At 34.2% G+C, this 21,247-nt stretch carries 25 protein-coding genes and 2 tRNA genes; 16 read left to right on the top strand and 11 right to left on the bottom strand.

Annotation, left to right across the window (positions count from 1 at the left end; all coding sequences use genetic code 11):
• Positions 1-28 precede the first annotated feature (28 nt).
• The gene (locus AC3WRL_RS07920) at positions 29-922 is read left to right on the top strand and encodes a bestrophin family protein (RefSeq protein ID WP_214830145.1); all 894 of its coding nucleotides are present in this window, start codon (positions 29-31) and stop codon (positions 920-922) included.
• Here AC3WRL_RS07920 and AC3WRL_RS07915 read toward each other — a convergent pair.
• Positions 919-1,518 (bottom strand): hypothetical protein, encoded by a 600-nt coding sequence (locus AC3WRL_RS07915; RefSeq protein ID WP_214830143.1) that lies wholly within the window; start codon positions 1,516-1,518, stop codon positions 919-921. The two genes, AC3WRL_RS07920 and AC3WRL_RS07915, sit on opposite strands and share 4 nt — an antisense overlap.
• A 57-nt stretch (positions 1,519-1,575) precedes the next feature.
• Here AC3WRL_RS07915 and AC3WRL_RS07910 point away from each other — a divergent pair, with 57 nt between their 5' ends.
• The 9 genes from AC3WRL_RS07910 (at position 1,576) to AC3WRL_RS07870 (ending at position 9,077) form a co-directional block, all read left to right on the top strand.
• Complete coding sequence (locus tag AC3WRL_RS07910) at positions 1,576-2,196, top strand: toxin-antitoxin system YwqK family antitoxin (protein WP_492330062.1); 621 nt, start codon at positions 1,576-1,578, stop codon at positions 2,194-2,196.
• A 5-nt stretch (positions 2,197-2,201) separates the two neighbouring features.
• A complete protein-coding gene (locus tag AC3WRL_RS07905; RefSeq protein ID WP_214830138.1) occupies positions 2,202-2,732 on the top strand; it encodes an RNA methyltransferase in 531 nt (176 codons plus the stop codon).
• 184 nt (positions 2,733-2,916) lie between these two features.
• Complete coding sequence (locus tag AC3WRL_RS07900) at positions 2,917-3,567, top strand: CBS domain-containing protein (protein ID WP_214830136.1); 651 nt, start codon at positions 2,917-2,919, stop codon at positions 3,565-3,567.
• 1 nt (position 3,568) lies between these two features.
• Positions 3,569-4,435 carry an NAD kinase gene (locus tag AC3WRL_RS07895; protein WP_214830134.1) on the top strand — a complete coding sequence of 289 codons (867 nt, stop codon included), beginning with the start codon at positions 3,569-3,571 and terminating at the stop codon, positions 4,433-4,435.
• 70 nt (positions 4,436-4,505) lie between these two features.
• The gene (gene fbaA / locus AC3WRL_RS07890) at positions 4,506-5,576 is read left to right on the top strand and encodes a class II fructose-bisphosphate aldolase (protein ID WP_214830131.1); all 1,071 of its coding nucleotides are present in this window, start codon (positions 4,506-4,508) and stop codon (positions 5,574-5,576) included.
• 80 nt (positions 5,577-5,656) lie between these two features.
• On the top strand, positions 5,657-6,511 hold the full coding sequence (gene accD, locus AC3WRL_RS07885; RefSeq protein ID WP_214830129.1) for an acetyl-CoA carboxylase, carboxyltransferase subunit beta: 855 nt from the start codon (positions 5,657-5,659) through the stop codon (positions 6,509-6,511).
• A 54-nt stretch (positions 6,512-6,565) separates the two neighbouring features.
• Complete coding sequence (locus tag AC3WRL_RS07880; protein ID WP_214830126.1) at positions 6,566-7,078, top strand: DUF6973 domain-containing protein; 513 nt, start codon at positions 6,566-6,568, stop codon at positions 7,076-7,078.
• Positions 7,079-7,233: 155 nt separating this feature from the next.
• Positions 7,234-8,637, top strand: coding sequence for a nucleoside recognition domain-containing protein (locus tag AC3WRL_RS07875; protein WP_214830124.1), 1,404 nt, complete (start codon positions 7,234-7,236; stop codon positions 8,635-8,637).
• 47 nt (positions 8,638-8,684) lie between these two features.
• Positions 8,685-9,077 (top strand): hypothetical protein, encoded by a 393-nt coding sequence (locus tag AC3WRL_RS07870; RefSeq protein ID WP_214830122.1) that lies wholly within the window; start codon positions 8,685-8,687, stop codon positions 9,075-9,077.
• 22 nt (positions 9,078-9,099) lie between these two features.
• Here AC3WRL_RS07870 and AC3WRL_RS07865 read toward each other — a convergent pair whose 3' ends face one another.
• From AC3WRL_RS07865 to AC3WRL_RS07850, 4 genes are all read right to left on the bottom strand, one after another.
• On the bottom strand, positions 9,100-9,981 hold the full coding sequence (locus AC3WRL_RS07865; protein ID WP_492330061.1) for a ferric siderophore ABC transporter substrate-binding protein: 882 nt from the start codon (positions 9,979-9,981) through the stop codon (positions 9,100-9,102).
• A gap of 27 nt (positions 9,982-10,008) precedes the next feature.
• Positions 10,009-10,407 (bottom strand): ExbD/TolR family protein, encoded by a 399-nt coding sequence (locus AC3WRL_RS07860; RefSeq protein WP_214830111.1) that lies wholly within the window; start codon positions 10,405-10,407, stop codon positions 10,009-10,011.
• Between the two features lie 61 nt (positions 10,408-10,468).
• On the bottom strand, positions 10,469-11,173 hold the full coding sequence (locus AC3WRL_RS07855) for a MotA/TolQ/ExbB proton channel family protein (RefSeq protein ID WP_214830110.1): 705 nt from the start codon (positions 11,171-11,173) through the stop codon (positions 10,469-10,471).
• A 179-nt stretch (positions 11,174-11,352) separates the two neighbouring features.
• On the bottom strand, positions 11,353-11,814 hold the full coding sequence (locus AC3WRL_RS07850; protein WP_214830107.1) for a hypothetical protein: 462 nt from the start codon (positions 11,812-11,814) through the stop codon (positions 11,353-11,355).
• Positions 11,815-11,982: 168 nt separating this feature from the next.
• On the opposite strand from AC3WRL_RS07850, the gene AC3WRL_RS07845 reads away from it, so the two are divergent.
• The gene (locus tag AC3WRL_RS07845) at positions 11,983-13,779 is read left to right on the top strand and encodes a DUF885 domain-containing protein (protein WP_261510598.1); all 1,797 of its coding nucleotides are present in this window, start codon (positions 11,983-11,985) and stop codon (positions 13,777-13,779) included.
• Positions 13,780-13,849: 70 nt separating this feature from the next.
• Entirely contained in the window at positions 13,850-14,296 is a 447-nt protein-coding gene (locus AC3WRL_RS07840) for a DinB family protein (RefSeq protein ID WP_261510597.1), read from the top strand.
• On the opposite strand, the gene AC3WRL_RS07835 is transcribed toward AC3WRL_RS07840, so the two are convergent.
• Positions 14,297-14,917, bottom strand: a complete 621-nt coding sequence (locus AC3WRL_RS07835) for an endonuclease III domain-containing protein (RefSeq protein WP_492330060.1) — start codon at positions 14,915-14,917, stop codon at positions 14,297-14,299.
• A gap of 32 nt (positions 14,918-14,949) precedes the next feature.
• Here AC3WRL_RS07835 and bcp point away from each other — a divergent pair, with 32 nt between their 5' ends.
• On the top strand, positions 14,950-15,399 hold the full coding sequence (bcp, locus tag AC3WRL_RS07830; RefSeq protein WP_214830092.1) for a thioredoxin-dependent thiol peroxidase: 450 nt from the start codon (positions 14,950-14,952) through the stop codon (positions 15,397-15,399).
• Between the two features lie 60 nt (positions 15,400-15,459).
• Here bcp and AC3WRL_RS07825 read toward each other — a convergent pair whose 3' ends face one another.
• Genes AC3WRL_RS07825 through AC3WRL_RS07805 form a run of 5 tightly spaced genes read right to left on the bottom strand, consistent with a single transcriptional unit; the run spans position 15,460 to position 19,675 of the window.
• The gene (locus AC3WRL_RS07825; RefSeq protein ID WP_492330059.1) at positions 15,460-15,993 is read right to left on the bottom strand and encodes a GNAT family N-acetyltransferase; all 534 of its coding nucleotides are present in this window, start codon (positions 15,991-15,993) and stop codon (positions 15,460-15,462) included.
• Positions 15,962-16,627, bottom strand: coding sequence for a hypothetical protein (locus AC3WRL_RS07820; protein WP_214830087.1), 666 nt, complete (start codon positions 16,625-16,627; stop codon positions 15,962-15,964). Before AC3WRL_RS07820 ends, AC3WRL_RS07825 begins: the two co-directional genes overlap by 32 nt.
• A gap of 30 nt (positions 16,628-16,657) precedes the next feature.
• Complete coding sequence (locus AC3WRL_RS07815; RefSeq protein WP_261510592.1) at positions 16,658-17,740, bottom strand: mannose-1-phosphate guanylyltransferase; 1,083 nt, start codon at positions 17,738-17,740, stop codon at positions 16,658-16,660.
• A gap of 2 nt (positions 17,741-17,742) precedes the next feature.
• A complete protein-coding gene (locus tag AC3WRL_RS07810; protein WP_214830084.1) occupies positions 17,743-18,333 on the bottom strand; it encodes a SprT-like domain-containing protein in 591 nt (196 codons plus the stop codon).
• 1 nt (position 18,334) lies between these two features.
• Positions 18,335-19,675: a TolC family protein gene (locus AC3WRL_RS07805; protein WP_214830081.1), complete on the bottom strand. Its 1,341-nt coding sequence runs from the start codon at positions 19,673-19,675 to the stop codon at positions 18,335-18,337.
• Between the two features lie 97 nt (positions 19,676-19,772).
• Here AC3WRL_RS07805 and AC3WRL_RS07800 point away from each other — a divergent pair, with 97 nt between their 5' ends.
• From AC3WRL_RS07800 to AC3WRL_RS07790, 3 genes are all read left to right on the top strand, one after another.
• Complete coding sequence (locus AC3WRL_RS07800) at positions 19,773-21,017, top strand: bifunctional folylpolyglutamate synthase/dihydrofolate synthase (RefSeq protein ID WP_492330058.1); 1,245 nt, start codon at positions 19,773-19,775, stop codon at positions 21,015-21,017.
• 40 nt (positions 21,018-21,057) lie between these two features.
• Positions 21,058-21,132 (top strand) — tRNA-Val (locus tag AC3WRL_RS07795).
• Between the two features lie 37 nt (positions 21,133-21,169).
• Positions 21,170-21,244 (top strand) — tRNA-Val (locus AC3WRL_RS07790).
• The last annotated feature ends 3 nt before the right edge of the window (positions 21,245-21,247 follow it).

Raw genomic sequence — 21,247 nt, 5'->3', positions numbered from 1 at the left:
AATTATATTTGTACCATCAACTAAATTTATGAGAGTCTACAACACCAAACATTTCCTGAAGATCCTTTTCAGTTTACATAAAAGTGATACTTTGAAAATTCTTTTTCCGTCGATGATCGTAGTTGGGATATACTCTTATGGGATAGAATATCTGGAAATTGAATACCTTCACCTCACTTCAAAATCAGCGGTAAGCAATGTGGGTATGATTCATTCTCTGCTAGGTTTTGTACTCTCTTTATTATTGGTTTTCAGAACCAATACAGCATATGACAGATGGTGGGAAGGAAGAAAGTTATGGGGAAAACTGGTTAATGATACCAGAAATTTTGCTATAAAAATTAATCTTATTCTTGAAAATGACAGACAAAGTGCGGAACAAATAGCACGGTATTTAAAGTTTTTTCCTCATTTTCTGGCTAAACATCTCTCTAAAGAATCTACAAGACTCGCATTAGATGAAGATTATTCAGAGATAGAAAAATCTCTTAAACATCATGGGCCGAGTGAAATTGTTATTCTCCTTAGCCACAAATTAAACCAATTGAAAAAAGAAGGTAAAATTTCAGATATAGAAATGGTATTTCTCGACACTCAACTTTCCGGTTTTCTAGATATATGTGGGGGTTGTGAAAGAATAAAAAACACACCGATCCCCTATTCTTATTCTTCCTTTGTGAAGAAATTCATTATACTTTATGTATTGGCACTGCCTGTGGCTTATGTAATTAGTATTGGCTTATTCATGATCCCTCTTACAGTCTTTGTCTATTACGTTTTAATGAGTCTGGAACTTATTGCAGAAGAAATAGAAGATCCTTTCAATAATGACGAAAATGATATTCCTATGGAAACAATAGCACAAAATATCGAAAAGAGTGTTCACCAGATTATGGGACTAAAAAATAAAATCAACCTTTAAAGGTTGATTTCTTTTAACTCGCCATCTTGTTTTATTTCTACGAATTTACTTTCTCTACTTGATGAAGCATAATTATAGAAAAAAGTTTGATATATCGGAGTGGAGTACAGATAGCCACCATAAACATTGTAAGCATCTGATTGTCCGGTTTGTTGTTGATAATTTGCTGTAGCTGTAAAGTTTACAATCGTTTCCAGATAATATTTGCCTGGTTTCAGTTTTTCAAATTTAAACCGTCCATGAGCGTCTGTATAAGCATCTATTCTATATTTAAACGCTTCTTCGGACATATAAACAGTTGTTTTTCTATTTTCATATTTCTTTCTCATGTTGTAAAACTCTTCAAAGTATGGAGTTACAGGAAAAAGCATGACTACGGTTCCTTCAGGAGCATAATGTTTTTCCCCAAGCAATGGTTTAAATCCCCAACTGTTTTTTTGTTTTGTGGATGCTACTCCTTCAATGGTAGAATTTCCAAAACCAATCATACTCTGAGCTAATTTTTTATCGAAGAAAGCTTGTGGATAATATGTATTTTGTGCCTTTGATAATATAAAAGCAGACATTAACGTTATTAGTATAAGTAAATTTTTCATATCATATTTTTTTATTTCAAATATAACTATTTTACTATTTTTGAAATAAAAAAATCTATGAAATACATTTTTCTTTTATTATTTTCTGCATCTTCGTTGGCTATTGCACAAAAACCATGCGGATATAAAGATGGGCTACAGGAAGGAAGCTGCAAACAATTCTTTGAAAATGGACAGGTAAAAGAAGTTGCTGAATGGAAAAAGGGAAAGCTTGATGGTGATGCTGTTTTCTATTATGAAAATGGAAAAATTCAAGCTCAAGGAGAGTACAAAAAAGACTACAAAATAAAGGAATGGGCTTATTATGACAAAAACGGAGTCTTAACCTCAAAAGAAGCTTTTAGGAATGGTGAAAAAAACGTCTATGATAATAGTTTAACAGGTACTTTTTATTCACCTTCTGGAACGATTACTGAAATTTCTAATTATAAGTTAGGAAAACTGAATGGTGAAAGCAAAGTCTTTTATGAAAATGGAAAGTCTGTAAAACAGATTGGTTATTATGAAAATGGGGTGGCAACAGGGAAATGGAAAATGCTTTATCCATCGGGAAAAGTTCAGCGTGAGACCGAGTTTGCCAATGACCAATGGAATGGTACCAGGGTTCATTATCGTGAAGATGGAAGTGTTGAAAAAACAGAAATTTACAAAAACGGAAAATTAATCTCTACAAAATAATATAATTGGTACATAAATTAAAACTGGAAGAACTCAACAGAATAGATGTAGAAACATTTAAGAAAGTTGAGAAGATTCCTTTGATCGTCATTTTGGATAATATAAGAAGTATGCATAATGTGGGAGCCACGTTCAGAACGGCTGATGCATTTTTAATTGAAAAAATAATTCTTTGCGGAATTACCCCGCAACCTCCTCATCGCGAAATTCATAAAGCGGCATTGGGGGCTACAGAAAGTGTGGATTGGGGTTATGAAAAAGATATTAATATAACGATTCAGGATTTAAAAAGTCAGGGATTTGAAATTATTGGTATCGAACAAACCAGCAACAGTACGATGATCACTGATTTTACAATCGATAAATCAAAGAAATATGCTTTAATCCTCGGTAATGAAGTGGATGGTATAAGTGATGAAGCTTTGGAAAACATTGATGTATTCTTGGAAATTCCTCAGTTAGGAACTAAACATTCTTTAAATGTAAGTGTGTGTGGAGGTATCGTAATGTGGGAGTTCACAAAGGCTTTAAAATAAAAAACTGCATATGTCTAAAAGACAGTGCAGTTTGAAATAAATCTAATAAAAAGTAAAAATGAAAGGCGACAAAGATAATTTTTTTTTATTTACAAACAAATTTTTGGTTCGCATTTTTTATTTTTCCGAAAAAAAAACCGAATATTACAAAACAGTTTCGTTTAATTTTTTATAAATTAGCACAATGTTTATCAAGGACTATATCTCAAAGGATTTCCCGTGTTTTAGCCTGACTGACTCAATAGAATCAGCAAGAAGTACATTAGAAGATTTTGGATATACCCATATTTTCATTAAAAAATCCCATCACTTTTATGGGGCTATTGCTAAAGACTTTCTTCATGAGACAGAAGGAACGTTAAAAGATCTTGAGCATCAGGTTGAGCGATTTGCTATTCTTGAAGATAACAATATCATGGACAGTATCCGTTTGTTTTACACGTTCAATTCCAATGTGATCCCTGTAATCAGTAAGACAGAAAAATATTTGGGATATATCACCTGTGAAGATGTTTTTCAAGATATGTCACGCTATCCTTTATTTTCAGAATCTGGGGCCATTCTCACGGTAGAAGCTCCGGCGAGAAAATATTCGATGACTGAAATTGCCAATATTGTGGAAAGCAACAATTCAAAGTTTTATGGTGGTTTTATCAGTTTTATGTCTGAAGAGGTTGTTCGTGTTACCATTAAGATCAGCAATGAAAATCTGGCGTCTATTGATGCAACTTTTGATCGATATGATTACAGAATTGTTGAAAAATTCTATTCTGATGAAAAGACCGATCTTTTTAAAGACCGATTTGGTTTTTTCCAAAAATTTATAGAAATATAACATGAAGGCAGCTATATATTCTCAAAAAAAAGATCTCGATACTTTTTTATATTTAAGCAAATTTGTTTCAGAACTTGAAGGCAGAGGTGTAAAATCTGTTTTGTATGATGAAATGGCTGAAGCTCTTCAGTTTTCAAAAATTTTCGAAACATTTAACAATAAGCAGGATCTTATAGATAAAGAAGTAGACCTTTTCTTCACTTTTGGAGGTGATGGAACTATTGTAAATTCACTTACTTTTATTGAAGACCTTGAAATCCCTATTGTTGGGGTAAATACAGGAAGGCTGGGTTTTTTAGCAAGTTTTACTAAAGAAGAAGCTTTCAAGGAACTGGATGCCATCTTAAAAGGAGATGTAAAAACCAGTCGCCGTTCTGTAATTGAAGTAGTTTCACCAAGATCAGATGAATTTTTCCCATATGCTTTGAATGATGTCACTGTTTCAAGAAAGGAAACCACATCAATGATTACTGTAGATTCTTTTATAAATGATGAATTTCTAAATGTATTCTGGGGAGACGGGGTTATTGTATCTACACCTACTGGTTCTACTGCTTATTCTTTAAGTTGTGGCGGACCAATTATCTCTCCCAATAACGAAAACTTTGTCATTACTCCTATTGCTCCTCACAATTTGAATGTGAGACCTTTGGTGGTTAATGATCGGGTAGAAATAAAATTTAAAGTAGAAAGCCGGGTATCCCAATACTCTCTTTCTTTGGATTCAAGATTGATACATATAGAAACAGATAAAGAAATCGTCATCAAAAAGGCTGATTTTCAGATCCTTTTGGTTCAACCTAACAACTTAAGTTTCTACGAAACCATCCGCCAAAAACTACTCTGGGGACGGGATAAAAGAAATTAGCAATTAAGCAAAATTTCTTACCTTTACAACAACTTTACAAACACCTAATAATATTTTTAAAAAGTAAAACATGAGCAGAATTTTTCCGGCAGGAGTTGCCACAGGTCAATTAGTTACTGATATTTTTCAGTATGCTAAAGAAAATAAATTTGCGTTACCAGCTGTAAACGTTATCGGTTCTAGCAATGTAAACGCTGTTATGGAGACTGCAGCAAAATTAAATTCTCCTGTTATTATTCAGTTTTCAAATGGTGGAGCTGCTTTCAATGCAGGAAAAGGATTAAGCAACGACGGACAAAAAGCTGCTGTATTAGGAGCAATTGCCGGAGCAAAACATATTCATACTTTAGCTGAAGCTTACGGAGCTACTGTAATTTTACATACAGACCACTGTGCAAAAAAATTATTGCCATGGATTGATGGTATAATGGATGCTAATGAGGAATTCTTTAAATTAACAGGAAAATCTCTTTATTCATCTCACATGTTGGATCTTTCTGAGGAGCCTTTAGAAGAAAACATTGAAGTTTCTGCCAGATATTTCGAAAGAATGGCTAAAATGAAAATGACTTTAGAGGTTGAGATTGGTGTAACAGGAGGAGAAGAAGATGGTGTTGACAATTCTGATGTAGACAACTCTAAATTATATACTCAACCAGAAGATGTAGCTTATACATATGAAAAATTAAAAGCTGTTTCTGACAACTTTACTATCGCTGCTGCTTTTGGGAACGTACATGGAGTATATAAACCAGGAAATGTGGTTCTTACACCAAAAATATTAGATAATTCTCAGAAATTTGTTCAGGAGAAATTCGGAACAGCTGATAAACCTGTAAACTTTGTATTCCATGGAGGTTCTGGTTCTACTTTAGAAGAGATCAGAGAAGCTATTGATTATGGTGTTATCAAAATGAATATCGACACAGATCTTCAATTCGCTTATACAGAAGGCGTAAGAGATTATATGGTAAACAATATTGAATATTTAAGATCTCAAATCGGAAACCCTGAGGGAGAGGAAAAGCCTAACAAGAAATTCTATGATCCAAGAGTTTGGGTAAGAAAAGGTGAGGAAACTTTCTCTACAAGATTGGTTAAAGCTTTTGAAGATTTAAATAACGTAAATACGCTTAAATAAATTATAAATTTTGGATTTTAGATTTTAAATAACTTTTTTAAAATCTAACTAATCCAAAGTCTAAATCTAAAATTTTATAAATGGCATTCGACTGGTTTAAAAGAAAAGCTAAAAACATTACCACTTCTACTGATGAAAAAAAGGATGTTCCTAAGGGGCTTTGGCACCAAACTCCATCAGGAAAAGTAGTAGAACACGAGGAGCTTAAGAAAAATAATTACGTTTCTCCTGAAGATGGGTTTCATGTAAGAATAGGAAGTGCAGAATTTTTTGATATCCTTTTTGATGAAGGTAAATTCACTGAACTAGATGCTAATGTTGAAAGTATAGACATCCTAAACTTTAAAGATACAAAGCCTTACGTAGACCGTTTAAAAGAAGTAAGAGCAAAAACAAAACTTACGGATTCTATCAGAAATGCAGTAGGAACTGTAAATGGAACTCAAATGGTAGTTTCTTGTATGGACTTTGCTTTTATTGGGGGATCATTAGGTTCTGTAATGGGTGAAAAAATCAGGAGAGCTGTAGATTACTGTATTGCTCATAAACTTCCTTATATGATCATTTGTCAGTCTGGAGGTGCTAGAATGCAGGAGGCAACTTATTCTCTAATGCAACTGGCAAAAGTACAGGCTAAATTAGCTCAACTTTCAGAAGCAGGTCTTTTATATATTGCTTATTTATGTGATCCTACTTTTGGAGGTATTACGGCTTCTTTTGCAATGACAGCCGATATTATTATGGCTGAACCTAAAGCTTTAATCGGTTTTGCGGGACCAAGAGTTATCCGTGAAACGATTGGTAGAGATTTACCAGAAGGCTTCCAAACCTCAGAATTCCTTCAGGAAAAAGGTTTTGTGGACTTTATCGTAAAAAGAACCGAGATTAAAGATGTTGTTGCTAAAACAGTAAATTTATTAGCAGTACATGCTTAAAATTTGTAACAAAAACAATATAATCTCTCTCTAATTAGGGAGAGATTTTTATTTATGAGAACTTTTAAGATATTTTTCAGTACGATTCGGACAATGAGTTTTAAAAAGATTCTTCGTCTTTTATCACTTGTCTTACCACATCCTTTGTTTTCTATATTAAGTTTTCATGCTACCGTCAAAGCTTTTACTATTGCTCAAAAACGGTTTCCCGATACAGCTTCCAATAATGGAATAGGAAATGCATTCAGACATGCCTTGTGGTGCTGTTTTATTATCATGTATTGTTCTAAAATTTCCTCACCTCAAAAAGCACTCGACTTTTGTAAAAGAATAACAGATTTACACGAAGAATTGTTTCCCAACAAACCATTAGAAACAAAAATGGATCTTCATAATAATAAAATCGGAATGGATTATTTTATGGAAATTCTCCCTGGTATCCACCGTCAGTTTTTTGAAAAAAGTTTCTTTATAGATGCTCTGATTGAAAAGATGAATGATGCCAAAGTTCTTAAAAATCTCGATGATGATTTTGAGGGATATTTGGTCTATCTTGATGAAAAATAGTTTTATCAACCTATTACAGGCTTTTAAGAACTTAAGTTTAGATGAATCATTTTGATCTCCTAATAACTTATTGAATCTTAGTATTTCAAAAAAGCAAAAGTTTAAATAGTTTTACATATAATTTATTATCTTTTCTTAAATTTTAATTCAATCAAATGGTTCTCAGCAGAATTTGGTCCGCTTTCATTATTATAGCTATTGCTATTGCAAGTATAAAATATATTTCTTCAGGTCATTATAATACTATTTTCAACGATATGGTAGTTGGAAAAGGAGGAGATACTGTACAGATTGCAACACAAAAGATGAACACGCTCTCCCCAATCATCGGAGATAGCCTGATGAAGAAATCTGATTTCGCAGATAACAGAATTCATTATAAAGCAGATTCATTAAAACAAAATGTAAAAGTTTACCGTGTTCAGGAGGCAGATGGAGTCATTGGCACTGCAGAAACAGCTGTGAAAATATGCATTGGACTGATCGGCATCATGACCCTGTTTATGGGTTTTATGAGTATTGCAGAAAAGGCAGGTGGAATTAATTTGTTAAGTAGGTTGATTCAACCATTTTTTTCGAAATTATTTCCTGATATTCCCAAGAATCACCCAGCATTTGGGCATATGCTAATGAATTTTAGTGCTAACCTTTTAGGTCTTGATAATGCTGCTACGCCATTTGGTTTAAAAGCAATGGAAAGTTTACAGACCTTAAATCCCAATAAAGATACGGCAAGCAATTCTCAGATCATGTTTCTTTGTCTCCACGCAGGTGGAATGACGCTGATTCCGGTTTCTATTATTGCCATCAGAGCTTCGATGGGATCAAAAACACCGACTGATATCTTTCTTCCCTGTATGATTGCTACTTTTACAGCAACATTGGCAGCAATGATCATTGTTTCATTATATCAGAAGATCAATTTACTACGTCCGGTTGTAATTGCCTATGTAGGAGGAATTTCTGCTATTATCGGACTTTTGGTTTTATATCTTGTCCAATTAAGCAAAGATGAATTAGATACATTCAGTAAAATCCTTAGTAACGGATTGATTCTCTTTATCTTTTTGGCTATTGTTCTTGGAGCAGTCTACAAAAAGATCAATGTATTTGATGCTTTTATAGACGGCGCAAAAGAAGGCTTTACCACCTGTGTGAAAATCATCCCTTATTTAGTCGGAATGTTGATTGCGATATCACTCCTAAGAACTTCCGGCGTTTTTGATGTGATTATAGACGGAATGAAATGGGTTGCTAATGCAGCGAATTTAGATGCAAGATTTGTCGACGGACTGCCAACTGCTTTAATTAAGCCTCTCTCTGGTTCCGGAGCTCGCGGAATGATGGTTGACACCATGTCTACTTTCGGAGCGGACAGCTTCCAGGGAAAATTAGCCGCTGTTCTTCAGGGAAGCTCAGACACTACATTTTACGTGATTGCAGTTTATTTTGGAGCCGTAGCCGTTAAAAACACAAGATATGCTGTAATTGCCATGCTTTTGGCGGATCTGGTAGGTGTTATCACGTCTATTGCGTTAGCCTATTTATTTTTCGCATAACAAAACTAAAAACAACCTTCTAACAACTTGCAACAAAAAACCAGAATATGATAACAGATAAAGAATTCACATTAAGACTCATCCGCCAGTTAACCCAAGCACTCGAAAAACTTATTTTAGATAAACCGGAAGAAAGCTTAATGCAGAAAGAATTGGATTTTGATTCCTTAATGAAGGATATTTTTAAAATAGACTTCGTAGAAATATCTTCAAAATCCAAAGAAGAAATCATTGCAATTGTCAACGAAAGACAGGAAAGAGATCATAAAGATTATTATGAAATGCTGGGAAATCTTTTTTACTTTACAGGAAAACAAAGCAACAATACTGATTTCCTTGTCAAAGCAAAAACGTTTTATGAATTATATCTTCAGACAAGTGGAATTTTTGCACTTCCCATTATAAATAGAATCAACGAAATAAAAAAAGCACTTGAATAAAGTGCTTTTTTTATTTTATATATTAGAATGTAATTTTATAGGTTCCTGTTGAAGAGGTACTTGCTTTTTCAGCTTTCACATACTTTTTAACCCATGCTACCGATGTTGAAGAGACACACGGATCAGATATTCCTCCTGCCCGTCTTGCGGAGACTACATTTCCTGCTTTGTCTACTGTATAAGCAACGGTAACAGAACCACTTGCCGTACAGCTATGTTGAGGCTGTGCTCCACCCCTGCCCATTGTTCCGGGTATATATCCTACTAATTTTCTGTCAATTCCTACTTTACTGTCTCCGTTTCCATCTCCTCCTAAAGGATCTCCAGCGTTTCCAATACCTGTTCCTGTTCCTTGGCTTCCTGCTTTTGTTCCTCTCCCTTTAATTAAATTTCCAATCGCTGCATTTCCTTTTCCATCTCCGTTACCTGTTTTTGAATTAGCCGTTGTAGCAGTGGCCTTTTTAGTATTTTTGGAAGCAGAAGAGCTTGTTGTTTCTTTTTTATTCGATTTAGATTCTTCCTTTTTTGGAACACTAACTTTTTTATTATTTCCTGTAATAATTTTTTCCTTTGATTCTGATTTTTTCGTCTCAGGCTCCGGCTCAGGTTTTACTACTGTTTTAGTTTCCGGAACCGCTGCTTCTACAGGTTCTGGAGTGATTTCTTCTGTTTTAGCGGCTAAACTTCCTTCCTGCTCTGCCGGCTCTTCTACCCCATTCCCATTTCGATTGTCCCCAAAGTTAACCAACATCGTAGTGATTACTTCAGGTTCTTTATCTTGTTCGGGCTTTAATTTATAAAGAAAAACAAAAAGTAGAATTGCAGACCATATCAGAATAGAAAGTATTCCACTTTTTATCCGATCTCTCGTTTCCTCATTTTTGTTTACGATATAACTTTTCATTTCTTTAAATACTTACCAACCTAATGGTTATTTATCTTTAACTGTTGCAAGCGCAAGGTTGAATTTATATTTCTCAGCTATTTCCATTGCAAAAACAACATCTTTATGTAATGTATTTTCATCGGCACGAATCGTAAACGACTTATTGCTTTGATTGGCTAAACTGTTTACAATAGTTTGTTCAAGCAGCTGTTTAGTCACTGGTTTATCATCTACATAATAAGATCCATCAGGCTTTATACTAACAGTCAGTGGATTGGGTATATTATCATCAACGGAAGTTGTTTTTGGCAATTTAACATCAATTGCACTTTGGTTGGCCGCTGAAGAAGTGATCATAAAAAATATCAGCATCAGCAAAATAACGTCAGTCATCGCTGCCAAACTGAATTCCGGATTCGCTTTATTTCTTCTTTGAATTTTCATCTGTTTACTTTTACTTTTTTTTAAATGGTCAGATGGAACCTTTCGGTTTCATAAGAAAGATTTATAAAGGTTTGTTGATAAGATCTAAAAATTCTCCAGACATATTCTGGGTCTTCAGTACAAATTTATCAATCCTTGTTAAAAGGATGTTATAAAAAAAGTTTGCAGGAATAGCTACAGCTAAACCAACTGCCGTTTGTCCCAACGCAGTATAAATGCCTTCTGAAAGAGTTTTTGGAGAGAAAGATCCTGTTGCATGAGATAGATTAAAGAAAGCAATAATCATCCCGATAACAGTTCCTAAAAGTCCTAACATAGGAGCAATACTCGGAACTACAGCTAAAAGATTTAGGTTTTTCTCCATATTGGCTACTTCAACCTGAGCCTGCGATTCCATTGCACTTACAATATCTGACACAGGACGTCCTAATCTTGAAATTCCTTTTTCCAAAATTCTACCTTCGGGTGAATTCTGCCTTTTGCAGTAATCAGCAGCAGATTCAATTTTTCCTTCTTTTATAAAGTCTTCAATATTATTCATAAAGTTGGAATCTGTTTTCGACGATAATCTTTTAATAAAGAAAAAACGTTCAAAAAACAGATAAACAGAAAATACACCAAGAAGTAACACAATGGCCATCACTATCTTAGCGAAAGCTCCTCCATGGAACATTATTTTCCAAAATGAAAATTCTAAATTGTCTGTGGCAACTGCGGGTGTCGCAATTTGTGCAAATAAGATCTGGGTAAGTTCCGTTAACAGCATTAATTTGAATATTTTATAATGATTTTAAACGACAAAAGTAATGGAATATTATTAATTGATGTCTTAAAAAATGCTTAAAAACAACTTAAATTTTTTCCATTGCCACATAAACAGCAAATTTCTTTCCAAAAAAAAATTTTGAAAAGAAATTGATTATAGTAAGACTGAGGAAGATGAATTTAATCTTCGTCTATCTCAATATGGTCTTGTTTAAATTCGCATTTAAGTCTAAAAGCAATTGGAGTATCTGATCCTGTGTAGAAATCATCAATGGTCCCTTTCCAGATCAATTCTAGCTCTCCCGCTTCATTTTTCTCAAATGAAAGCTCATTATCGTAGATAAAAGCATCTTCATCATCAAACAAATCTACCTCTGTAAAGGTGTCTTCATCGGAATCATTGATGTTAATCGTTTTTCCTTCAATCTCCGCAGATTCAATCGGAAAATCGAAAACTTCAAGTGAAAGTTGAGGAAAGTTATACTGTAAAGAATCATCGTCTACGTGATCCAAGCCATCATCCGTTATGACTTCAACTTCAAGAAAGTGTTGTTGGTTACTATAAATAGCCTTGCAATAAGTGCTTCTTATATTGTATTTTAATGTCTCGTCCGGATGGTAAATTTTTAAAATCCCTTTCATTATTTCTTAAAAAAGAGCTGTAATAATATGATTGTTAAATGTTTTAAGCAAAGATAAAAAATAGATTGAATTTGAAAAATATTTTCAAAATTATTTTTCTAAAATCGACAATCAGGACATTTCTGATCTCCTAATATTACTTACTTTTGTTGTTATAAAGATTCTGAAATGAAAAATGTTTTATGTAAAGGTATTTTGTGCTTAGGATTAGTAGTAAGCCTTACAGCTTGTAAAAAATCTGATTCACCCTTAACAAAAGTGACTCCCACCAACCTGGATTCTATTGCTTCAAACTATTATGAACAATACCTAAAATTATATCCATTGGATGCTACCTCACAAGGTGATCCGAGATATAACGATCAACTGCCGATTAATATCGATAAAGATTTTATCACAGGAGAGATCGCTTTTTACAATTCAATTCAAAATCAATTAGACAAGGTAGATTACAATGGTCTTTCAGACGATGACAAGGTAGTTTACGATGTTCTGGATTATACATTGAAAGATAAAATTGAAGCTTATGCTTACCATCCGGAATACATTCCATTTAGTCAGTTTACGGGCCTGCCTTTAAATTTCCCTTTATTTGGAAGTGGTGAAGGGAGCCAGCCATTTAAAACAGAAAAAGATTACGCAGATTGGCTACAAAGGATGAATAAATTTCCCTTATGGATGGATAGTGCAATAGAAAATTTTAAAGAAGGAATCAATAATAAAGTCGTTTTACCTAAAAAACTGATTGTAAAAATGATTCCTCAGATGAAAGCGGAGGAAATTATTACCCCTGATTTTGACAAAAATATTTTCTACGGACCCATCAAAAATTTCCCAAAAGATTTTTCGAAAGCTCAAAAAGATAAATTTACAGCTCTTTATAAAGACGCTATTTTGAAAAAAATCATTCCTGCTTATACCAAAATGGGCGTGTTTTTAGAAACGGAATACCTTCCTAAAGGAAGAGATACTGATGGATACAACAGTCTTCCAAGAGGAAATGAAATCTACCAATATTATGTAAAAAGTTGGACCACAACTAATAAATCGCCTGAAGAAATTAATAAAATTGGACTTCAGCAGGTAGCCATGCTTCGTGCAGAAATGGAAAAAGTGAAGCAACAGGTTGGATTTACCGGAAGCCTGGAAGAATTTATCAATTTTGTGAAAACTGATCCTAAAGCAATGCCTTATAAAACTTCAAAAGAAGTTCTGGATGGTTTTAACGGGATTTTATCTAAAATTACCCCGAAACTAAAGACCATGTTTAGTGTAACTCCAAAAACAAAATTTGAAATCAGACAAACCGAGAAATTCAGGGAAGCAAGTGCGAGTGCAGAATACATCCAGGGAACTCCAGATGGAAAAAGAGCCGGCATTTTCTATGTTCCTCTTCCCGATCCTTCAAAATTTAATGTGACTTCAGGAATGGAATCCCTATTCTTACATGAAGCTATTCCGGGACACCATTATCAGGTTTCCCTTCAGCAGGAAAACACGAAGTTACCAAAGTTTATGAGATTTGGTTGGTTTGGAGCCTATGGAGAAGGTTGGGCACATTACTGTGAAACTTTAGGTCCTGAGTTTGGATTATACACTGATCCTTATCAAAAAATGGGCTACTTAAGTGATCAGATGCTGAGAGCGGTACGATTGGTCGTGGACACTGGATTACATACAGGAAGAATGACAAGAGAAGAAGCTATAAAATATTTCTTAAGCAATATTTCCTATGATGAAGCAGGAGCTACTGCAGAAGTGGAAAGATACATGGCAATGCCGGGACAGGCTTTAGGATATAAAATAGGTTCTTTAAGAATTCGTGAACTTCGTGATAAATACCAGAAACAACTAGGCAGTAAATTTAGTCTGGCAAGTTTCCATGACGAAGTTTTGAGTCAGGGATGTCTTCCTTTGGATGTCCTGAATAGAAAAATGGAACTTTGGGCAAAGAAGCAGAAGTAATTTTCAACAAAATAAAAAAGCCACGAATTAATATTTGCGGCTTTTTTTACATTTACTTAAATATAATAAAATGATAACAGATTCGCTAAAATCTCTTTATACCAGAGATTTAAATAAATTAAAATCAGAAATTGAAGCGTACCAAAATGAAGAGTCAATCTGGTTAATAGACAAGCATATTTCAAATTCTGCAGGAAACCTCTGTCTTCATTTGGTTGGAAATCTTAGCCATTTTGTGGGTGCAATACTTGGACATTCCGGATATATAAGAAACAGAGAACTTGAATTTTCATTAAAAAATATTCCACGAACTGAATTAATTCAGCAAATAGAAAGTACAATTGAAGTTGTAAATTCTTCCCTTGACAAATTAACTGATTCTCACCTAAAGAACGAATATCCTCTTGAAGCTTTGGGATATAAAATGACAACTGAATATTTCCTGATTCATTTGATCGGGCATTTGAGCTATCACCTGGGGCAAATTAATTACCACAGAAGGTTGCTGGATCACTAATTATTTCTCAAACATCATCTTTGTAATAAAATCTTTGTCTCCTTTTCCTCTTGCAGGAGAATATTCTCTGCCATAGAAAATGATCTGGAGATGAAGCTTATTCCAAACACTTTCCTTCCATATGTTTTTTGCGTCTTTTTCCGTTTCTACCACATTTTTTCCTGAGGTGAGTTTCCATTGGGTCATTAATCTGTGAATATGCGTATCAACAGGAAACGCGGGAAATCCAAACCCCTGACTCATTACTACGGAGGCTGTTTTATGACCAACTCCCGGTAGAGCTTCAAGTTCTTCATATGTCTGGGGCACTACCCCATGATGTCTTTCCAATAAAAGTTCAGCCATTCTTTTTAGATTTTTAGCTTTTGTATTTGAAAGTCCTATTTCTTTGATGAGTTCTTTAATCTCTGAAACTTCCAGTTTAGCCATCTTTTCTGGCGTTCCTGCCACTTTAAAAAGCTGCGGGGTTACCTCGTTCACCTTTTTATCTGTTGTCTGCGCAGAAAGCGCTACAGCAACCATCAATGTGTAAGCGTCAGTATGAGCTAACGGAATAGGAACTTCGGGATATAGTTTTTCTAATTCAAACTGAACAAGTTCTGCCCTTTGTTTTTTTGTCATTTAACCACTAAATTTGAACAAAAATAAACATTATGTTGAAAGTAGGAGACAAATTACCCGATTTTGAAGGAATCAATCAGGACGGAGGAAAAATAATCTCATCGGAATTGATTGGAAAAAAATTAGTTATATTCTTTTATCCGCAGGCCAATACACCAACGTGTACTGTGGAAGCATGTAATTTAAGTGATAATTATTCTCAACTAAAGAAAGCCGGGTTTCAGCTTTTAGGGATAAGTGGAGACTCTGTAAAAAAACAAAAAAACTTTCACAGCAAATTTGCTTTTCCATATGATTTGGTTGCTGATGAAAACCGCGATATTATCGAAAAATTTGGTGTTTGGCAGGAGAAGAAGACATTCGGCAAAACTTATATGGGAATTGTAAGAACTACTTTTATCTTTAACGAAAAGGGAATTTGCACAAGAGTTATTGAAAAAGTAACTTCAAAAACAGCTGCAGAACAGATCTTGGAAAAATAAGATTAAAGGTAAATAACACGAATTTTTTCAATTTAAGAATTCGTGTTATTTATTATTCGTTTACTCAGTTTCGTAATATCTTAATTCCTCCTCATCATTGGGAAGAGTTACATATTTTTGGAATTTCAATCCAAGTTTCTCGATTAGCTTTTGTGAAGAAAAATTATCTTTGGAAGTAATAGCAGATATCTTCTTCAATCCGAAATCATCCATTCCAATTGATTTAACCATCATTGCTGCTTCATAGGCATAACCTTTTCCTTCAAATTCATCCAACAGAGAGAAGCCAATATCCAGAATATCAAGCCCATCACGTTCAAAAATACCTACAGCACCGACTTTTTTATTCTCATCTTTCGTTACAACCAAATAATTTCCAAATCCTAACTTTTCAAGCTGAGGAAGAAATCTGTTTTTAATATAGTCTTCTGCATCAGAAATCGTTTTTAGCTGGCGATCTCCAATAAATTTAATAAATTTTGGCCTGTTATAAAGATCAAATATAAAAGCACTATCATCCAAAGATATTGGACGAATGATCAATCTTTCAGTTTCGTAGAAATTATTTTCTTTTGGTTGATTTCTTAGGCTCATCTTTTTTTGGTTCTTCCTTTTTTTCAATTTTTAAAAGCCTTGGGTTGTTGGCACACTTCTTATTATAAAGTTCAATATAAGTTCCATTATCCTTTACATTAGTTATGGCTCCGGTAGTTTTGTTTACCGTTAATGTATAATGTGTTTTTTGATATGGACATTCCTTTGATGTTAATTTTCCTAGATCTAAATAATAATTATTCCGGTCTTCGTAATAATTTCCTGCCACATCCGTAAATTCCTCATCTATCATGTATCCATCTATAGTCGCAGCAATCGCCGCTTCTTCAACATTATCTACTTTTCCAATAAACCCTTTCAGGCTTTCAAGATCAGTGATATAACTTATTTTACCTCCTGAAGAATAAGCTATATAATAAAAACTATCTTCGTCCGGAAACAGATCAAAGCCCGAGAATTGTGGTGTATAATCTTTTTTTGCCCCTGAGATTTTTATCTCCTGATCTTTTGCATAGGTATTATAAACTAACACCCAAAAATCAATTTTCCCATTGGGTTCAATTTCTTTTAGAACATTTGGGATACTTGAAAATTTCTTTTTTTCCTGAGAATATGTCAAAATTCCTAAAAGAATAAAAGTGAATGTAACAAGTTTAGATGCCAATTTTATCATAATTTGAAAGTTATAAAAAGTAAAGCACTACTACATAAACTTCTCTCCTTTTTTGAAGTTCTTCAGGTCAAGAACATAATCTTTTATAAGCTGATCATTGTCTCGCGGACAAATAAGCAGTGCTTTATCCGTATCTACGATAATGTAGTTTTCCAGTCCATCTATAATGACAGCCTTGTTGTTGCTCTTCATCCGAACAATATTCCCTTTCGAGTTATATGCAAGGAGATATTTAAGCTTTACCGTATTTTCATTAGCATCTTTTTCCGCATTTTCATAAACAGAGGTCCATGTCCCTAAATCGCTCCATCCAAGATCTGAAGGTATAACATATACATTTTTAGCTTTTTCCAAAATTCCATTATCTATAGAGATCTTTTGAACTTTTGGATAAATAAGCTCAATACAATTATCCTCACTCTCAGCATTATATTCACAAGCCATAAAATGTTGAGTCATTTCAGGAAGGTAGGTTTCGAACGCCTTATGAATACTTTTCACATTCCAGATAAAGATTCCTGCATTCCAAAGAAAGTCTCCACTTTCTAAGAAACTTTGAGCGATTTCTAAAATTGGTTTTTCTGTGAATGTTTTAACTTTAAAACATTCAGCTTCTTTTTTATCAACAAATTGAATATATCCATAACCGGTATCCGGCCTTGTTGGCGTGATTCCTAACGTAACCAGATAATCATTTTTTGAAGCCAGGTCAAAGGCAAGTTCTACTTTTTCAAGGAAAACATTTTCTTTTAATATTAAATGATCTGCAGGCAAAACAACTATTGTAGCATCAGGATCAATCTCAGCAATTTTATTTGCCATATAAAGATTACATGCTGCCGTGTTTTTCATCAAGGGCTCTCCAACGATATTACTTTCAGGAATTTCAGGCAATTGTTGATGAGAAAGACTCATATACTCCTTATTTGTAATAACAAAAATATTTTCATTAGGAATGATCTTACTAATCCTGTCGTAAGTCTGTTGGATCATTGTACGTCCTACTCCTAAAATATCCTGAAATTGTTTTGGAAACTTCTGCGTACTCATAGGCCAGAATCTGCTACCAATCCCACCTGCCATAATTACACAGTATTTATCTGATTTTGACATGTTTAACTACATTTTTCTACCCTTGCCAAAGGTTTGAAAGAATACTTCCTTCCAGTAGCCAGGTTCTTACAAAGATAGTTTTTTTTAATCAGACCTTCTAGAAAATACTTCTCGTTTCGGTACATAAAGTAGTCTCCTTCTTTTAATTCTTCAATAAATTGAAGTTTATCATCTTGTTTCTCAATATGGAAATATTTAACCAAATCCGGACTTGCCATAAAATTGGCCTTTGGAGACTTTGAAAATTTCATGATAATTGGCCTCAAAGCTTCATCATATACCTCAGTACTTTCCAGAAGCATCCGTCTGAAAGTCTCTTTCCATTCGTTACCATGAGGAGAAATTCTTCTTCCATATTTTTCAAAGGCAATAAGATGAGCTAACTCATGAGTAAGCACGAAGAAAAAGAGTTGGGGAACCAATGTAGAATTGATTGTTATTTCATGGGAATGATCTGGGAGCTTTCTATAGTCTCCCAGCTTGGAATTCCTATTTCGAGTAATTTTTATATGAATATAATAATCTGAAAACCAGATTTTCAAGTACTGAAGTGTATTCGGTGGTAAATATTTTTCTAATGATTGGATAGACATTTTACAAACTTAGTGGAATTCCTGCATAGAAATTCAACAATTTAAGACTGAAAAGATAATTAAATTTAGCTTGAGCCACAGAACCCTGTGCATTCGCATAATTATTTCTGGCTACATTTAAATCAAAGATAGTGGTTCTTCCTGCTGCATAACTCTTATCTGCAAAATCCATTGAAAGCTTTGTGCTTTTTGCTGCTTCAACTGCAGCAATATATGCTTCATAATTAGCATCTACGTCAAATTGTGCTTTCTGAACATTTTGTCTTACCGTTTGCTTCTGTTGTTCCAATGTATTTTTGGCAACACTTTCATTGATCCTGGATTGCTCGACTTGTAACTTTGTTATTCCTTTATTAAAAACTGGAATACTCACTGACAATCCGGCCTGCTGCCCGAAGTTGTCTTTATATTGTTGGAAAAAATTGGGCTCTTCAATGTAAACCAGTGCATTACCCACATTATTTGTATTAAGTAAGTTATTATAAAAACTTCCGATTCCTGCACTTGCTGTTACCGTTGGCCAAAATGCTGTTTTAGACACTTCTGTTTGCGCTTCAGCAGATCTAATTCTACTTTCCGCTGCTTTTATCTGCGGCTGATTGTCATAAGCAGTCGTTAAAACCTCATCTACAGATTTCAATTGTGGAGTAAGCTCGTCCGGAACGTCTACATCTTCAACATCAAAATCTTTGTATTCCTGCAGCTGCAATAGTTGAGCTAAGGCAAATAAACTTCTTCCGGTATTGATTTCTGCGGTTTTAAGGTTCTGCTTTTCTCTAGCTACGGCTGATTGTGCTTCAGCAAGAACGGTTTCAGCAGTTGTTCCTACCAGGGTAGTTATTTTTGCTCTTTCATATTGTTTTTGAGCATTCTCAACAGCACTTTGAGAAATTTTCACAATTTCTTTGTTCAGTAAAGTTGTTAAATACTGTTGTGCAATCTGTAAAGAAATATCATTCTTTATTGTTTCTATATCATACTGACTTGCCTCAACATCAAATTGTGATTTTCTAATTGTTTTCTCTAGTCGTCCATTATTATAAACTAAAACATCTGCTGAGAGATTAGCATTATTACTGAACCTATCATTCCTGATACTTCCTGTTCCCAATGAGGCCTGTCCAAAACTTACTGTGTTCCCCACACTCGCTGATACAGAGGGTAAATATCCTTTTTTAGCAATTTTAAGATTAGAATCCTGAACTTGTTTCGAATATTCATTTTGGATAACCTGAAGATTATGTTTTACCGCATAATCCACACATTCTCTTAAGGACCATTTCTTCTGAGCATTCATACCCAGACAAGTTAATCCGAAAACGATAATCCAAACTTTTTTCATATAGAGATTTTACCATATTAGACGTAGTAAATATAAAAAAGTTACACATTTAAAAATTAATGTTTCATTTTAATAAAACTTTTGAGAATTTTGCATCATGACAACCAAAGAATATCAAGAAGCCGTAGACTGGCTTTTCGTGCAAGCACCCAACTATCAGATCGATGGTGAGAAGGCTTACAAGCCGGGATTGGATAATATAACCAAGCTTTGTGCTTTTTTTGACAACCCACAGGAAAAAATAAAATGTATTCATATTGGAGGAACGAATGGAAAGGGTTCAACAAGTAATATGTTGGCCTCTATACTCCAGGAAGCAGGATACAAAGTCGGAATGTATAATTCACCTCATCTTATTGATTTTACAGAACGTATAAAAGTGAACGGTGAAAATTGTGATAAAGAATTTGTTTTTAATTTCATTCAGAAACTAAAAACTCTTCCAGAGGACATTCTACCCTCTTTTTTTGAGTTCACAACCATAATGGCTTTTGAGTATTTTTATCAGCAGCAAGTCGATTTTGCTATTATAGAAGTAGGATTGGGAGGCAGACTAGACTCTACAAACATAATAAAACCTATGGTTTCTGCCATTACGAATGTACAATTAGACCATCAGAACATATTAGGTAATACCATCGAGGAAATTGCCTATGAGAAAGCAGGCATTATTAAAAATAATATTACAATCATTTCGGGAGATGAAAATGAGACTGTAAAAAATATTATTAGGGATAAAGCCAAAAAAGAAAATGCCAATTTTATTGACGCTACTTCCATAAAATCAGATTTAAAATCAGATTTAAAAGGAAACTATCAACAAAAGAATATCCGGGTTGTTTTAGCTTTAACAGATGAATTAACAAGGTTAAATGTTGAAATTTCACACCAGGATATTGAAAGTGGATTACTAAATGTTCATCAGAACACCGGATTTATTGGTCGTTGGTTTGAGTTTTCCAAAACTCCATTAACGATTTGTGATACCGCTCACAATCAAGCAGGATTAGAACAGGTTTTTTCCCAGCTCAATTCAATTGATCGCCACAAACATGTTATTTTAGGTTTTGTAAATGATAAAAAAATAGATGAAGTGATGAATTTGCTGCCTGAAAATTCTAAGTTTTATTTTGCAAAACCAGCTATCCACAGGGGACGCCATCCAAAAGATTATGAAGATTTGCTCATTAATGCAAAAATAATTTACAAAATTTTTGATTCTGTACAGGAAGCGTATTTATCTGCAAAACAAGAATGTACAAATGATGAAATGATTTTTATTGGCGGAAGCAACTTTGTAGTCGGAGAATTTTTAGAAAAAAATTTGTCTGTAAAAGAATAAGTCGTATATTTGCACCACTCAAAACGAGAAATCGTAAGTGGGGCTCTTAGCTCAGTTGGTTCAGAGCATCTGGTTTACACCCAGAGGGTCGGGGGTTCGAATCCCTCAGGGCCCACAGAGAAAGGTAACTGAAGCCTTTTAAAAAAAATTCAGGGCTCTTAGCTCAGTTGGTTCAGAGCATCTGGTTTACACCCAGAGGGTCGGGGGTTCGAATCCCTCAGGGCCCACAG

This window comes from Chryseobacterium sp. FW101-FHT12H09 (genome assembly GCF_058790395.1).
Note: the sequence above shows the minus strand (reverse complement) of the source record. Positions and strands in the feature narration are given on the sequence as shown.

Coding starts and splice junctions, on each gene's coding strand:
- AC3WRL_RS07920 (WP_214830145.1), top strand. CDS start 29: ATGAGAGTCTACAACACCAAACATTTCCTGAAGATCCTTTTCAGTTTA.
- AC3WRL_RS07915 (WP_214830143.1), bottom strand. CDS start 1,518: ATGAAAAATTTACTTATACTAATAACGTTAATGTCTGCTTTTATATTA.
- AC3WRL_RS07910 (WP_492330062.1), top strand. CDS start 1,576: ATGAAATACATTTTTCTTTTATTATTTTCTGCATCTTCGTTGGCTATT.
- AC3WRL_RS07900 (WP_214830136.1), top strand. CDS start 2,917: ATGTTTATCAAGGACTATATCTCAAAGGATTTCCCGTGTTTTAGCCTG.
- AC3WRL_RS07895 (WP_214830134.1), top strand. CDS start 3,569: ATGAAGGCAGCTATATATTCTCAAAAAAAAGATCTCGATACTTTTTTA.
- fbaA (WP_214830131.1), top strand. CDS start 4,506: ATGAGCAGAATTTTTCCGGCAGGAGTTGCCACAGGTCAATTAGTTACT.
- accD (WP_214830129.1), top strand. CDS start 5,657: ATGGCATTCGACTGGTTTAAAAGAAAAGCTAAAAACATTACCACTTCT.
- AC3WRL_RS07880 (WP_214830126.1), top strand. CDS start 6,566: ATGAGAACTTTTAAGATATTTTTCAGTACGATTCGGACAATGAGTTTT.
- AC3WRL_RS07875 (WP_214830124.1), top strand. CDS start 7,234: ATGGTTCTCAGCAGAATTTGGTCCGCTTTCATTATTATAGCTATTGCT.
- AC3WRL_RS07870 (WP_214830122.1), top strand. CDS start 8,685: ATGATAACAGATAAAGAATTCACATTAAGACTCATCCGCCAGTTAACC.
- AC3WRL_RS07865 (WP_492330061.1), bottom strand. CDS start 9,981: ATGAAAAGTTATATCGTAAACAAAAATGAGGAAACGAGAGATCGGATA.
- AC3WRL_RS07860 (WP_214830111.1), bottom strand. CDS start 10,407: ATGAAAATTCAAAGAAGAAATAAAGCGAATCCGGAATTCAGTTTGGCA.
- AC3WRL_RS07855 (WP_214830110.1), bottom strand. CDS start 11,173: ATGCTGTTAACGGAACTTACCCAGATCTTATTTGCACAAATTGCGACA.
- AC3WRL_RS07850 (WP_214830107.1), bottom strand. CDS start 11,814: ATGAAAGGGATTTTAAAAATTTACCATCCGGACGAGACATTAAAATAC.
- AC3WRL_RS07845 (WP_261510598.1), top strand. CDS start 11,983: ATGAAAAATGTTTTATGTAAAGGTATTTTGTGCTTAGGATTAGTAGTA.
- AC3WRL_RS07840 (WP_261510597.1), top strand. CDS start 13,850: ATGATAACAGATTCGCTAAAATCTCTTTATACCAGAGATTTAAATAAA.
- AC3WRL_RS07835 (WP_492330060.1), bottom strand. CDS start 14,917: ATGACAAAAAAACAAAGGGCAGAACTTGTTCAGTTTGAATTAGAAAAA.
- bcp (WP_214830092.1), top strand. CDS start 14,950: ATGTTGAAAGTAGGAGACAAATTACCCGATTTTGAAGGAATCAATCAG.
- AC3WRL_RS07825 (WP_492330059.1), bottom strand. CDS start 15,993: ATGAGCCTAAGAAATCAACCAAAAGAAAATAATTTCTACGAAACTGAA.
- AC3WRL_RS07820 (WP_214830087.1), bottom strand. CDS start 16,627: ATGATAAAATTGGCATCTAAACTTGTTACATTCACTTTTATTCTTTTA.
- AC3WRL_RS07815 (WP_261510592.1), bottom strand. CDS start 17,740: ATGTCAAAATCAGATAAATACTGTGTAATTATGGCAGGTGGGATTGGT.
- AC3WRL_RS07810 (WP_214830084.1), bottom strand. CDS start 18,333: ATGTCTATCCAATCATTAGAAAAATATTTACCACCGAATACACTTCAG.
- AC3WRL_RS07805 (WP_214830081.1), bottom strand. CDS start 19,675: ATGAAAAAAGTTTGGATTATCGTTTTCGGATTAACTTGTCTGGGTATG.
- AC3WRL_RS07800 (WP_492330058.1), top strand. CDS start 19,773: ATGACAACCAAAGAATATCAAGAAGCCGTAGACTGGCTTTTCGTGCAA.